At 65.5% G+C, this 12801-nt stretch carries 11 protein-coding genes and 1 riboswitch; of the genes, 7 read left to right on the top strand and 4 right to left on the bottom strand.

Annotation, left to right across the window (positions count from 1 at the left end):
- Nucleotides 1-6: 6 nt before the first annotated feature.
- The gene (locus ACIQTZ_RS15535) at nucleotides 7-921 is read right to left on the bottom strand and encodes an EamA family transporter (protein ID WP_402982094.1); all 915 of its coding nucleotides are present in this window, start codon (nucleotides 919-921) and stop codon (nucleotides 7-9) included.
- 72 nt (nucleotides 922-993) lie between these two features.
- Here ACIQTZ_RS15535 and ACIQTZ_RS15540 point away from each other — a divergent pair, with 72 nt between their 5' ends.
- Nucleotides 994-1923, top strand: coding sequence for a LysR family transcriptional regulator (locus ACIQTZ_RS15540; RefSeq protein WP_402982096.1), 930 nt, complete (start codon nucleotides 994-996; stop codon nucleotides 1921-1923).
- A gap of 95 nt (nucleotides 1924-2018) precedes the next feature.
- Complete coding sequence (locus tag ACIQTZ_RS15545; protein ID WP_402982097.1) at nucleotides 2019-2342, top strand: hypothetical protein; 324 nt, start codon at nucleotides 2019-2021, stop codon at nucleotides 2340-2342.
- A gap of 27 nt (nucleotides 2343-2369) precedes the next feature.
- Here the strand turns inward: ACIQTZ_RS15545 and ACIQTZ_RS15550 are convergent, their stop codons facing one another.
- From ACIQTZ_RS15550 to ACIQTZ_RS15560, 3 genes are all read right to left on the bottom strand, one after another.
- Entirely contained in the window at nucleotides 2370-2894 is a 525-nt protein-coding gene (locus tag ACIQTZ_RS15550; protein WP_402950091.1) for a SixA phosphatase family protein, read from the bottom strand.
- A gap of 82 nt (nucleotides 2895-2976) precedes the next feature.
- Nucleotides 2977-3840: a winged helix-turn-helix domain-containing protein gene (locus tag ACIQTZ_RS15555; RefSeq protein ID WP_397323832.1), complete on the bottom strand. Its 864-nt coding sequence runs from the start codon at nucleotides 3838-3840 to the stop codon at nucleotides 2977-2979.
- 565 nt (nucleotides 3841-4405) lie between these two features.
- On the bottom strand, nucleotides 4406-5530 hold the full coding sequence (locus ACIQTZ_RS15560) for a hypothetical protein (RefSeq protein WP_402982099.1): 1125 nt from the start codon (nucleotides 5528-5530) through the stop codon (nucleotides 4406-4408).
- 202 nt (nucleotides 5531-5732) lie between these two features.
- Here ACIQTZ_RS15560 and ACIQTZ_RS15565 point away from each other — a divergent pair, with 202 nt between their 5' ends.
- From ACIQTZ_RS15565 to ACIQTZ_RS15585, 5 genes are all read left to right on the top strand, one after another.
- Nucleotides 5733-6473, top strand: a complete 741-nt coding sequence (locus ACIQTZ_RS15565; protein WP_397323830.1) for a response regulator transcription factor — start codon at nucleotides 5733-5735, stop codon at nucleotides 6471-6473.
- Between the two features lie 3 nt (nucleotides 6474-6476).
- A complete protein-coding gene (locus tag ACIQTZ_RS15570; protein WP_402950099.1) occupies nucleotides 6477-7967 on the top strand; it encodes a sensor histidine kinase in 1491 nt (496 codons plus the stop codon).
- A gap of 108 nt (nucleotides 7968-8075) precedes the next feature.
- Nucleotides 8076-8259: riboswitch (cyclic di-AMP (ydaO/yuaA leader) on the top strand.
- A gap of 3 nt (nucleotides 8260-8262) precedes the next feature.
- Complete coding sequence (locus ACIQTZ_RS15575) at nucleotides 8263-9111, top strand: hypothetical protein (protein WP_402982101.1); 849 nt, start codon at nucleotides 8263-8265, stop codon at nucleotides 9109-9111.
- Nucleotides 9112-9284: 173 nt separating this feature from the next.
- Nucleotides 9285-10685 (top strand): glycosyltransferase, encoded by a 1401-nt coding sequence (locus tag ACIQTZ_RS15580; RefSeq protein ID WP_402982102.1) that lies wholly within the window; start codon nucleotides 9285-9287, stop codon nucleotides 10683-10685.
- Complete coding sequence (locus ACIQTZ_RS15585) at nucleotides 10682-12799, top strand: ArnT family glycosyltransferase (protein WP_402982104.1); 2118 nt, start codon at nucleotides 10682-10684, stop codon at nucleotides 12797-12799. The genes ACIQTZ_RS15580 and ACIQTZ_RS15585 overlap by 4 nt, the downstream gene beginning before the upstream one ends.
- Nucleotides 12800-12801 lie beyond the last annotated feature (2 nt).

Raw genomic sequence — 12801 nt, forward strand, 5'->3', positions numbered from 1 at the left:
AACGCGCTACCGGAGCGCTTTGGCCCGTAGAGCAGACCCCACACCGGGTGGTTTGCGGGACACTCCCAGCACCGCCGTGGCCACGCCGAGGAGCAGGACCAAGCCGCCCAGGATCTCGGCGGGCGTCGGGACTTCGCCAAGCACCAGCCACGCGGCGGTCATCCCCACCACGGGAACCAGCAGTGTGAAAGGCACGACGTCGGAACCCGGGTACAACGTCAGGAGCCTGTTCCAGATCCCGTAACCAATCAGCGAGGCGAACACGGCCGTATACACCGCGCTCAGGATGGTGGCCGGCTGCAGATCCACGATGGTTCCAATCACCGCCTGCGGACCATCCACCACCAAAGACAGCGCCGCCATCGGCACGGGAACCACAGCACCGGACCAGACCACCAGCCCCAGCCCGGAGGTGGCCTTCGAGTGCCGGGCCACCACGTTGCCTACGGCCCAGGACAAGGCCGCGGCCAGCACGATCATGAGCGGCAGTACGGGAGCCACGGCACTTCGCCCCAACGCCACCACACCCAAGCCGGCGATCCCCAGGATGACGCCAACCATTTGCCGCCGCGTCGGCCGCTCCCCCAGGATCCGCGAGGCGAGCAGGATGGTGAAAAGCACCTGCGCCTGCAGGACCAGCGAGGCCAGGCCCGCCGGCATGCCCAAGGCCATGCCCAGGTACAACAGCCCGAATTGCCCGGCGCTCATGAAAAGCCCGACGCCGACAATGGCCTTCCAGCCCACGTCCGGCTTGCGGATGAAGAGGATGCAAGGAATGACCACCAGAAGGAAACGGAAGGCCACGAAGAGCAGCGGCGGGACATCGTGGCCAGCAGGGTGCAACCCAAGGTCGATGGCAACGAAGTTGATGCCCCAAAGGACGGCGACAAGGACCGCGAGCAAGGAATGGCGAAGGTTCACGGCTTAACTTTGACCCCATTCTCGATGAAGCACCAGCGTTGAATTCAGCATGAAACAACGTAGATTTACTTCATGATCGACATTTCCGCGCTCCGGGCTTTGGTAGCCGTTGAGCAGCACGGGTCCGTGGTGGCCGCCTCCGAGGTGATGGGCTACAGTCCGTCGGCCGTGTCCCAGCAGATCAAGAAACTGGAGAAACAGGCAGGAGTATCCGTGCTGGAACGCAACGGGCGCGGCGTCCTGCTCACCGAGCGGGGTCTCGCCCTTGCCGGGTATGGGCGGCGAATCCTGGGCGAACTGGAAGAGTTGCAGGCTACTCTGCTAGCAGATCCGGAGAAGCCTTCCGGCTTGCTCCGCCTGGTTGCCTTCTCCACGGCTTGCCGCGGCTTGGCAGGTCCCATGCTGGGGAGGCTGGCGTCGGCCGGTTCCGCGCTGGACATCAGCGTCCTCGCCGAGGACCCTCGCGAAGCCGTCCAACGAGTCGCCTCCGGAGAGGCCGAGCTCGCCGTGGTCCACAACTGGAATTCCGTACCGCTGGTGATCCCGGAGAACATGGCGCTCGAGGACCTCTGCCTTGACCAAGCCGACATCCTGCTCAACAGCGCCCACCCGCTCGCGGCGAGAACCGCCGTCGAGCGTGAAGACCTGCTGGACGAGACGTGGGTGAGCACCCCGGCAGGCGCCATCTGCAACGAGGCGCTGCTGCAGATCTTCGCCGGCCTGGGCCGGGTGCCGGACATCCGTGTCTACGATCCCGACTTTTCGACCCACGTCGCCATGGTGGAGCAGGCAGTGGCCGTGGCGCTGGTCCCCCGACTGGGACGTCCACCGCTCCCAACTGCGGTGGTGGCCGTTCCCTTGGTGAATCCAGTCCAGCAGCGCGCCGTCGGGATCGTGTACCGCAAGACCATGACGGCGAGCCCCAACATCCGCCACGCCGTGCGACTGCTCCGCGAGGTGGCTGCGCAGCAGGAACTGCCGCTGCAAGCAACGTCACACTGAGGAACATTCGACACCCTCCCGGGGGTTAGGTTAGCTTAACCTTACCTAACCACCGACGCGTCTGATGCGCCGGTCCAACACCGCTCGGAGGGGCCATGGCAGTTGAAGCAATCCTTTTTCCCACGGACACGAACCACCATCACCTGTATGGGCTGGCCAGCTACCACATGGTGGACGACGAGCTCTTTCCCAGCGCCCACAACCGCAGGGACACGTACGCACTCCCCGCCTTCGATATCCGCGGACAATGGGTCTACCCCAGCCGCTACAACGAATACCTCGCGCCACAGCTTCCTGTGTACATGTTCGACGGCGAATACCTGATTGCCACCGGCCACGGCGAGGAGGCTGCGGGCCTCCCCGTGTTCGAGATCCGCTGCATGTGCCTGCCGCAGCTTACGGAACCGGACCCCGTCTAGGCCTTCATCCCGGCAGCCGCCCAGAGGCTAGTGCCGCGGCACCTTAAAATGTGTCAGCCTGGCATCCTGGCCGTCCAGCTCAGCCCACGGCTTCTCTGTTTCCATTACCGTCAACGCACTCGTTGGGTAACGCGTGGCAGCATCCATGTAGGCGTCATGGTCCGAGTCGCGGGAAGCCAGATGCATGGCCAGGTCCTGGACGCCCGGCATGTGCGAGATGACCATCAGCGTGGTGACCGTGTCCGGTACGTGGTTGATCACGGACAACATGCCTGTGGCCGATGCCGCGTACAGGCCATCCTCGAGTTTGGGCGTCGGAGCCTTCTCCCCGAGCTCGTCGCAGACCCACGTGCAGGTTTGCCGCGTCCTCAGCGCCGAAGAACACAAAATGAAATCCGGCACGATCTTGTGCTTCAGGAGCCACTTGCCTGCAAGCGGGGCTTCGCGGTGGCCACGCTCTTCCAAGGGCCGTTCGTGGTCCGGGACGCCGAGTGGCCAGTCAGCCTTGGCATGCCGCATGATCACAAGCCGCTTGATGTGGTGGTCGCTCATGCCTCAACCCTATAGCTGCCAAGCCGGCGCAGATACGAAAGCGCCCGCCTCCCCTAGGGAGACGGGCGCCTTGTGCGTGCTGCTAGATGGAGTATTCCGGGGCAGCCCAAACAATGACTTCGGGGTGCTCGTAGAAGCGGTAGCCCTGTCCACGGACCGTGCGGACAGTGTTGGCCAGGCGGCCGAGCTTGGAGCGGAGGCGGCGGATGTGGACGTCGATGGTGCGCTCGTTGGGCACTTCCTCGGCGTTGCGCCACAGGCCTTCCAAGAGTTCGTCGCGGCCCACAGTGCGGGTGCCGTTCTCCACGAGGTAGTTAAGGAGTTCGAACTCCTTGAACGTCAGGTTCAGCGATTCGCCGTCCAGGTGGACTTCGCGGCGGGCCAGGTCGATGAGCACGCCGGACGGGCGGGCTTCCTGCTGCGGCGCCGGACGGGCGGCCTCAGTGCGCTGGCGGGCGGCCACCGTGGGGTCACCGAAAGTGGAGCGGACGACGTCGAGTGCGGACCCGGGTGCATTGGCCGGCGCAACAGCGACTGCAGCGTAGCTCTCGGCTCCGGTCACGAGGGACTGTGCATAGGCACGGATTTCCTGGGCCAGCTTGGCAATGGACGTCCCGGCCGCGGCAGCGGTTTCCTCGTCAATACCCATGTAGAGCACGAATCCGCGCGCCACGTTGTCGTTGGCAACGGGGCGAAGGCGCTCGGTCTGGGCAACCACGGGGGTGGGCGCAGTAATCGGCGCTGGCTCGTTGGTGGGTACTGCTCGCAACTGGCCGTAAGAGTTGGGGTTGTAGCCCTGCGGGACGTACCCGGGTGCCTGCTGGGCGCCCTGGGAACCGGGGGCATAGCCCGGACGGTTGCCGAAACCGGGGCGCAGGCCGGCATTGGAAGCGGCCTTATTGGCGTTACGGACAGAGATGTGGACGTATCCGGATGCAACTGACATGGAGTGCTTACCTCAAAAGTGAATAGCCGTCATCGCGGCTTCGAATGCTGGTTGTCCCCGCAATGAGTCTGGGGAGGGGCGCCCAACGTTGGGCAAGGGGGCGAATGCCTGAAACTTCTTTGGGGTGGAAAGTTAGGCTTGCATTCGACAACAGCGGGTCTCGTCGCCAGCGGGTGTGCTGGACCAGATTGCTGCGGCTGCAGGTGCTGTTGAGTTCTTGTTCACATTGGAAGTGTGCAACGTAACAAAGGCAACACGCAAGTAACAATGTGCCAAAACGTCCACATCCTGAGACATCCGGCACTATTGTGCCTCAAATCACAATTCAGCGGGTCCCTAAAATGAACGCCATTCCATTCGTCCGATGCCCGAAATATTGAACATGCAGTGAACTTTCTTCGACGAATAGTGCATTATGGCCTTCGCGATTTTCCAACCTCCTGCGGCCATGGAATCTCACGATCTGAAACAGTTACTGACCAGTCGCAACTCGACTCCGTCTCGATATTAGTGGCCCGAATCTGCTACAAGCGGTAGAAACGGGCCACATCGCCCGGCCGGCAGCTCAGGACGTGGTGCCCGAACCCGACGTCGAGCCCTGTCCGGAGGACGTAGTTGCCGTGGTGAGCCGGACGGAGGAGGCCGCGTAGGTGTCGCCGTCCTTGGTAGCCGTTACCCGCACTGTGGCGCCCGACTTGATGTCCGCGATGGTCAGGCTGCTGGTGGTGCTGCCCCGCTGCCTGGTGCCTTGGGCTACGGCTGTATCCGAACTGAGGACATACGTCCTGGAGAACCCATCGGAGCTCTTGACCGTCAGGGAATTGGACGAAACCTCGCTGACCGTTCCGAGCTGATCGGCCATGGTCACGTATTCGTTGTCGCGGAGGACCACGTACTCGGAATGGATGGCGGCGTTCAGGCCTCCGGCCATGCCCAGGCCGTCAGGCGACATGCCGCCCATCTGGCCGGGCATGCCCATGCCATTCTGGCCCGTTCCGCTCCCGTCCTGGCCGGTTCCCCCGGGTCCGAGGCCCTGTCCCGGGACGCCTTGCTGCGCACCGGTTCCGCCGGCCTGGCCCAAGGGCACGTTTGCCGCATCTGCCGAGCCGGCGTTGCCCAGGGAGTAGAAGCCCGCAGCCGTTCCTGCGGCGACAACCACCGCAACGCCGGCAACGATCAGTGTCCGCTTGAGCGTCCAGCGGCCCTGCAGGGTTCCCTTGTCCTTGCCGGGCAGGGAGCTACCCCAGCCGTTTGCGGGCGGAGCACCCCAGCCATTGGTGTTCGACGGCGGAGCTCCCCATCCACTGTTGGCTGCGGTAGGGCCCGACGGCGGAGCTCCCCACCCACTGTTGGCTGCGGTAGGGCCCGACGGCGGAGCTCCCCACTCACTGTTGGCTGCGGTAGGGCCCGACGGCGGAGCTCCCCACCCCGCCGACGGCTGGGTTCCGCCGGGCTGGGTAGCGGCCTGTCGCGTTTCCTGGGTCGGCGCGCCGCCGGGTAGGTCCCTGCGGCCCTTCTGGGAATCTGCCTCGCCCCATGCCCACGAGGACCCGGGATTGGCTTCTCCGGGGCCGGGCTGCGCGGTTTCCTGCTTCGGCCCGGTATTTTCCCGGGGTGTGCCTTGGTTTCCCTGGGTGGTGCCCTGCGGGGCCGGGGACGTGGGGTCTTCGGGGCGCTGCTGCTCGTTCATGGTGTTCTCCAGATGGGGTTGTTGGTCCTCTTAGGCCCCAGAGTCTGCTGCCTGGCTGTGCGGAAGCTGTGTTGAGGAGCAGTCCCTCCTGTGACCTGTGGATTCGCGTGTTTCAGGACTCCCATCTCGCTAGTGTTGACTTCACAGGGTCCTCACAGGACCGGCAAAGCGCCGGCAAACCAGCAGATTGGAGAGTTGTCACATGGCATCCCCGCACTCCATGACCAACAACCTTCCCCAGCTCTCCCACCCGGACGGCTCCCCCATCCGCGCCCTGGTGGTGGACGACGAGCCGAGCCTCGCCGAGCTCATGAGCATGGGCCTCCGCATGGCCGGCTGGTCCGTCGCCGTGGCCGCAGACGGCCCCGAGGCCGTGAAGCTCGCTAAAGACTTCCGTCCGGACGTCCTGGTGCTGGACGTGATGCTTCCCGGATTCGACGGAGTTGAGGTCCTGAACCGGATCCGCGCGTTCGCCCCGGAAGTCCCCGCTCTCTTCCTCACCGCGAAGGATGCAGTACAGGACCGCATCGTTGGCCTGGCTGCGGGCGGCGACGACTACGTGACGAAGCCGTTCAGTATGGAGGAAGTCCTGCTGCGCCTTCACCGTTTGGTGCAGCGTTCAGGTGTTGCCGCCATGGACACCGCAGAACTCGTGGTGGGCGACCTGACCCTGAACGTGGACACCCGCGAAGTAACCCGGGCCGGCGAGGACATCGCCCTCACGGCAACCCAGTTCGAGCTCCTGCGCTACCTCATGGAGAACCCCAAACGCGTGGTCAGCAAGGCCCAGATCCTCGACCGCGTGTGGGACTACGACTTCGGCGGGCAGGCGAACATCGTGGAGCTCTACATCTCCTACCTGCGCAAGAAGATCGAGGCCAACCACCCGCCCATGATCCACACCGTGCGTGGCGCAGGCTACGTCATCAAGCCCGCGGACTGAACCTTGACCACACTCTCAGGGGTCGCCCGGAAGACGCAGCGGAGCTGGCTGGACCCATCCACCTGGCATTTGCGGACCCGCCTGGTGCTCGTAGCCATGGCGCTGCTCGTTGCCATCTGCGGGGCGGTGGGAGTGGTGAGCTATGCGTCCATGGACATGGTGTTCAACCGGCAACTGGACCGGCAATTGGAGCAGGCGTCCAGCCGCGCGAACGACTTTGGCAGGCCGCCCTCCAGCTACCCGAACGGCCGGCCTGACCCCCTCGAAGCCCGCGGGCAGGGCGCCGGCACCCTGAATGCGCGGATCAGCGGATCGACCGTCAGCAGCGCCGGGCTCATCGACGCTTCAGGGAACCGGGCAACGCTCTCCGCCGAAGACAAACAGGTCCTGCTGGACCTTCCCTTGGACAACCGACCCGTTGACCGTTCACTGTCCAATGGCGACTACCGCCTGGTCGCCGTCAAAACGGCCTATGGGGATGTGATCGTGACTGGCCTGCCGCTCGCCGACAAGCAAAGCACCGAAGCGTCCCTCGTCTGGACCATGGTGTTCGTATCGCTCGGTGGTTTGGTACTGATTGGGCTGGCCGGAACCGTCATTATCCGGCGGACCATGCGGCCACTGGAGCAACTGTCCGAAGTGGCCACCAAGGTTTCCCGTCTGCCCCTCGATGCCGGCGAGGTGGCGCTCGCGGTGCGCGTACCCCCGTCGGCTTCCCACCCCGGAACGGAGGTAGGCAGCGTGGGCTACGCCCTCAACCAGATGCTGAACAACGTGGCCAGCGCCCTCGAAGCCAGGCAGGAAAGCGAAACCAAAGTCCGGCAATTCGTTGCCGACGCCTCGCACGAGCTCCGCACGCCCCTTACGGCCATCCGGGGTTACACCGAGATGCTGCGGATGACCGAGAATTTCACCGAGGATGGCCGCAAGTCGCTGTCACGCGTCCAGAGCCAGTCGGAGCGGATGAGCACCCTGGTGGAGGATTTGCTGCTCCTGGCCCGATTGGATGAAGGGCAGCCTTTGAAGGTCACGGACGTGGACCTGACACAGTTGGTCATTGAAACCGTGACTGACGAGAAAGTCATGGCCCCGGACCACGTGTGGCAGCTCAAGCTTCCGGATGAGCCCATTACGGTCCGCGGAGACGGCACGCAACTTCATCAGGTGCTGGCCAACCTGCTGTCCAACGCCCGCAAGCACACCGATCCGGGCACCACTGTGGTCACCGGCGTCATGCTGAGCGCGGACGGGAGTGCAGTGGTCACCGTGACGGACAACGGGCCCGGTATTCCCGCGGATTTCCAAGGCCGCATCTTCTCCCGCTTTGCCCGGGCTGACGCGGCACGTTCGGGATCGGAGGGCACGTCGGGCCTGGGCCTGTCGATTGTCGAATCGATCGTCGGAGCACACGGTGGCAGCGTCGAAGTCACCTCAAAACCGGGGCGCACGGAGTTCGCCTTGCGCCTCCCCTCAGTGACAAGCGAACAGGTGTAACGAAACCGGCAAGGCGACGCACCGGCGTCGTGATCTCTGTTACCTAAATGTGACTTAAGCAAAATCCTCCTGTACCGTCGAAAGGGTGGGTCGCCCCAAGAGGCCCACACCCGGGATGCGCCGAGCTCTGCCACTTCCCGGAGTTCCGTTCTCATCGAGGCAGAGACGGGGGACCCAGAGTCTCCGGGCCAGGCATTGCGCCGGCCCTTGGGGTGAAGCCGCAGCTACGCGCGCGGCCGGATGACCTCATCCGAACCCGACAGCTAACTCCGCAGGCGCTGAGAGGTAATCACACATGTCTGAATTCAAGGATCAGACGCGCCATTCCGCGCGTCACCGCGACGAAAACGATGCTCCCCTGACCAAGTCGCAGGCCGTTCTGAAGAACGCCGCACGCCAGGGCAAGGCCGGCCACCGCATGTCGGTCGTAGCAGGTGTCGTTGCCGCCGCACTCGGCGTCGCTTCGCTGGGACAGGCCGCCAACGCCGCGTTCAACCTGCCGGAACTGAGCCAGGCAGCGCAGACCCAGGCCGCCGTACAGTCTGACCCGAAGGCCAACGCTGCCTCAGACGCAGCTGCGGAAAAGGCTGCTGCGGATCGTGCAGCTTCGGCCAAGGCCGCAGCGGACCAGGCAGCGGCCGCAAAAGCTGCAGCCGAGAAGGCCGCCGCCGACAAGGCAGCTGCAGACAAGGCTGCCGCAGACAAAGCCGCAGCAGACCAGGCGGCTGCAGCACAGGCCGCAGCCGAGAAAGCTGCTGCCGACGCCGCCGCCAAGGCTGCCGCTGACAAGGCGGCAGCAGCAGCTGCAGCCGCCGCTGCCGCGCCCAAGGCCGTGGACGATCCCGCCGCAGCCAAGGCCTACGCTGCCAGCATCCTGGCCAGCTACGGCTGGGGACCGGGCGAAATGACCGCCCTGAACACGCTGTGGGAGAAGGAATCCAACTGGCGCACCACGGCCACCAACGCTTCCAGCGGCGCATACGGCATTGTCCAGTCGCTTCCGGCTTCCAAGATGGCTACTGCCGGCGCCGACTGGCAGACCAACTACCAGACCCAGATCAAGTGGGGTCTGAACTACATCAAGGAACGCTACGGTTCGCCGTCCGCAGCCCTTGCCTTCCACTTGGCCAACAACTGGTACTAAGCCCGCAGGCTTTCCGATAGCCGCTCCTGTTCCCGCCGCGCGCATCAACCCCAACTGATGCGCACGGCAGGACCGGGGGCGGCTTTTCGCCTGTCCAGACGCCGCCACAGTTACACAGTCCCGTCACAGCTTCCGCCTAAAGCCCTCACAATCGGCGGATCCACTCTGGATGCATGACGCTCATAGATCCAGCCACCAGTGCGCTGCCGAGCCCCGCCCATGCGGGGCACTCCGCCGCTCCTGCCTTGCCCCACCGGCAGATGCGGCGCTCTCCCGTGGACACCCGGACCACAGTTCCCGTCCTGGACGTCACCGTTCCCGTCCACAACGAGGAAACGGACCTCGAGGAATGCCTGCGCCGCCTGCACGGACACCTCGTGGACACTTTCCCGCATTCCTTCCGCATCACGGTGGCGGACAATGCAAGCACGGACAACACCCTGAAGATCGCCGAGCGACTGGCCCGCGAACTCCCCGAGATTGCCGTCATGCGCTTCGAGGAAAAGGGCCGGGGCAACGCCCTCCGTCAGGTCTGGCTCGCGTCGCCTTCCCCCGTTCTGGCCTACATGGACGTGGATCTCTCCACAGACCTCGCCGCCTTGGCGCCGCTCCTGGCGCCCCTGATCTCCGGGCACTCGGACCTGGCCATCGGCACGAGGCTCTCCCGCAACTCCCGGGTAGTCCGTGGGCCGAAGCGCGAATTCGTGTCCCGCAGCTACAACGTCCTCCTGCACACCGTCATGGGTGCACGGTTCTCCGACGCGCAGTGCGGCTTCAAGGCCATCCGCGCGGACGTTGCCCACCAGATCCTCCCGCACACGCTGGACAACGCCTGGTTCTTCGACACCGAACTGCTGGTCCTCGCCGAACGCTGCGGACTCCGCGTCCATGAAGTCCCCGTGGACTGGACCGACGATCCCAACTCAAGCGTCGACGTCGTACGTACCGCACTGGCCGACCTGCGCGGAATGGCGCGCCTGACGCGCGACCTGGTCACCGGACGCATCCCCGTTCCCGAACTTCGTGCCGCCCTGGCGCGCGGACCACTCCCCGCTTCCTCACGGACCTCCGAGGCCACGCCGCGGACGAGCCTGTTCGGGCAACTGGTTCGCTTCGGCTTCATCGGGGCAGCATCAACGGTGGCCTACCTCCTGATCTTCCTGTTCTGCCGCAGCTTCATGGACCCGCAGCTCGCCAACTTTCTGGCCCTCATCATCACTGCTGTGGCCAACACGGCCGCCAACCGGCGCTTCACGTTCGGCATCCACGGCGGCAACCACGCACGGCACCACTTCGAAGGGCTGATCGTCTTTGGCATCGGCTTGGCGCTCACCTCCGGTGCGCTCGCCCTGGTGCATGGAAGCACGACGCCGGACCGCTGGGTTGAGGTGGCCACCGTGGTTGGGGCGAACCTCACCGCCACTGTGGCACGGTTCCTGTTGTTCCGGCTGTGGGTCTTCCGGAAACCGGCCCAAGCTGCGACGCCCGCGGAACCCGCCGCGGCCGCCGTCCCGGCCGCTGAAGCAGTTCAGACGGCAGCCTCCGCCCAGACCAACGAGGTGGCAGCGAAATGATCACCGCCCTCCAGCCAAGCAGCGCAATCGAAACCGAAGCCGGCAACCCCGTGCCCACGGACCACCGGCACTCGCGCTTCCACCGCATCGCCTTCGGCCGCCAGGCTCGCTGGGTCCGCCCCTCCGCCGCCGGGCTCCTGGTGGCGACAGCCTTCCTCTACCTCTGGAACCTCGCGGCTACGGGCTACGGCAATTCCTTCTACGCCGCCGCCATCCAGGCCGGCACCAAGGACTGGACGGCCTTGTTCTTCGGCTCGCTCGACGCCGGCAACGCCATTACCGTAGACAAGCCACCGGCTTCCCTCTGGATTCCCGCGCTCGTGGGCAGGATCTTCGGCTTCTCCCCCACCAGCATGCTGGTCCCGGAGGCACTCATGGGAGTGGCCGCCGTCGGGCTTTTATACCTGGCGGTCAAGCGGGTGGCCGGACCCGCAGCGGGCCTCATCGCCGGTGGTGCGCTGGCTCTGACCCCCGTGGCGGCACTGATGTTCAGGTTCAACAACCCGGACGCCATGCTCACGCTATGCCTGGTGCTGGCCGCGTACCTGACAACGCGGGCCATCGAAAAGGCGGGCTGGAAGTGGCTTGCCGCGGCGGGTGCCGTTGTTGGGTTGGCCTTCCTGAGCAAGATGCTCCAAGGCTTCCTGATTGTGCCCGGACTGGCGCTCGCGTACCTGTGGGCAGCTCCCACCACGCTCCGCAACAGGATCCTGCACCTGCTTGCAGCGGCAGCGGGAATCGTGGCGGTTGCGGGGACGTACATTGCGATCTTCCAACTGACTCCCGCCTCAGCGCGCCCCTACATGGCGGGGTCGGAGGGCAACAGCTTCCTTGAACTCACGTTCGGCTACAACGGCCTGGGCCGCATCACGGGATCGGGCGAAGGTGGCGCCGGCGGCGGCATGCCCGGGGGCGGTGGAGGCATGGGCGGCAATGCCGGATTTGGTGGCTCGGCCGGTTTGGGCCGCATGTTCGGCACCAGCTTCGGCGGAGAAGTTTCCTGGCTGCTCCCGGCGGCCCTCATCCTCCTGGTGGCCGGGCTGTGGTTCACGCGCCGCGAAATCCGGACTTCACGCAGCCGCGCTGCGCTGCTGATGTGGGGCGGCTGGCTGATCGTCACTGCCGGCATCTTCAGCTTCATGAGCGGCATCGTCCACCCCTACTACGCCGTGGCACTGGCGCCCGCCATCGCCGCTCTGATCGGCATTGGCTGCGTTGAACTGTGGCGTGGCCGCGATTCCTGGGCAGCGCGGATCATCCTTGCCGTCGTGGTGCTGGGCAGCTCCCTCTGGTCGGCCGTGCTGCTGGGACGGGACGCCACGTGGCTGCCGTGGCTCCGGATCGTCGTTGTGGTGCTTGGCGTCCTCGCGGCGGTCGCCCTGCTGCTCCGGGTGGACCGCCTCGGCGCCTCGGCACTCAAGGGCACGCTCCGACGCCTGCCCGCGGCCGCCGTCGTGGTGGTGTCCCTGCTTGCCGGTGGTTTGGGTACCGGTGCCTGGACCGTTGCCACAGCGGCGACCCCGCATTCGGGCTCCATCCCGACGTCGGGACCCGCCGGTGCGGCCAGCGGCGGCTTCGGCGCGCGGACCGGAGCAGACGGCCGCAACCGTGACTTCGGCAATGCCCAAAACGGGCTGGGCGGAGCTACCGGTCTTGGCGAAGCACCCTCGGGCAGCACGCTTCCCGACGGGACAGTTCCCGACGCAACGAACGGTGCACAGGATGCGGCCGCAGGCGGCTTCCCTGGAGCCGGGGGCTTCGGAGGCGCAGGCGGAGCCGGGGGCGGCACAGCCAACGCCGAACTGACAGCCCTCCTGAAATCCACCACCACCAAGTGGTCCGCGATCGTCTCCGGAGCAACCCAGGCGGCAGACCTGGAACTCGCCACAAACACCAGCGTCATCGCCCTGGGCGGCTGGAACGGCGGCGACCCCTATCCCACCCTCGCCCAGTTCCAGGACATGGTGGACAAGGGCCAGATCAGCTACTTCATCTCCGGCGGCGGCATGGGTGGTGGCGGCCGGGGTGGCAACTCCGAAGTGGCCGCATGGGTAGCAGCGAACTATGAAGCACAAACCGTGGGCAGCGCCACGATCTACAAGCTGGTGAACTGACC

This window comes from Paenarthrobacter sp. NPDC090520 (genome assembly GCF_044769205.1).
In the GTDB taxonomy this organism is placed as follows: Bacteria; Actinomycetota; Actinomycetes; order Actinomycetales; family Micrococcaceae; genus Arthrobacter.

Coding starts and splice junctions, on each gene's coding strand:
- ACIQTZ_RS15545 (WP_402982097.1), top strand. CDS start 2,019: ATGGCAGTTGAAGCAATCCTTTTTCCCACGGACACGAACCACCATCAC.
- ACIQTZ_RS15540 (WP_402982096.1), top strand. CDS start 994: ATGATCGACATTTCCGCGCTCCGGGCTTTGGTAGCCGTTGAGCAGCAC.
- ACIQTZ_RS15565 (WP_397323830.1), top strand. CDS start 5,733: ATGGCATCCCCGCACTCCATGACCAACAACCTTCCCCAGCTCTCCCAC.
- ACIQTZ_RS15555 (WP_397323832.1), bottom strand. CDS start 3,840: ATGTCAGTTGCATCCGGATACGTCCACATCTCTGTCCGTAACGCCAAT.
- ACIQTZ_RS15585 (WP_402982104.1), top strand. CDS start 10,682: ATGATCACCGCCCTCCAGCCAAGCAGCGCAATCGAAACCGAAGCCGGC.
- ACIQTZ_RS15580 (WP_402982102.1), top strand. CDS start 9,285: ATGACGCTCATAGATCCAGCCACCAGTGCGCTGCCGAGCCCCGCCCAT.
- ACIQTZ_RS15575 (WP_402982101.1), top strand. CDS start 8,263: ATGTCTGAATTCAAGGATCAGACGCGCCATTCCGCGCGTCACCGCGAC.
- ACIQTZ_RS15550 (WP_402950091.1), bottom strand. CDS start 2,894: ATGAGCGACCACCACATCAAGCGGCTTGTGATCATGCGGCATGCCAAG.
- ACIQTZ_RS15560 (WP_402982099.1), bottom strand. CDS start 5,530: ATGAACGAGCAGCAGCGCCCCGAAGACCCCACGTCCCCGGCCCCGCAG.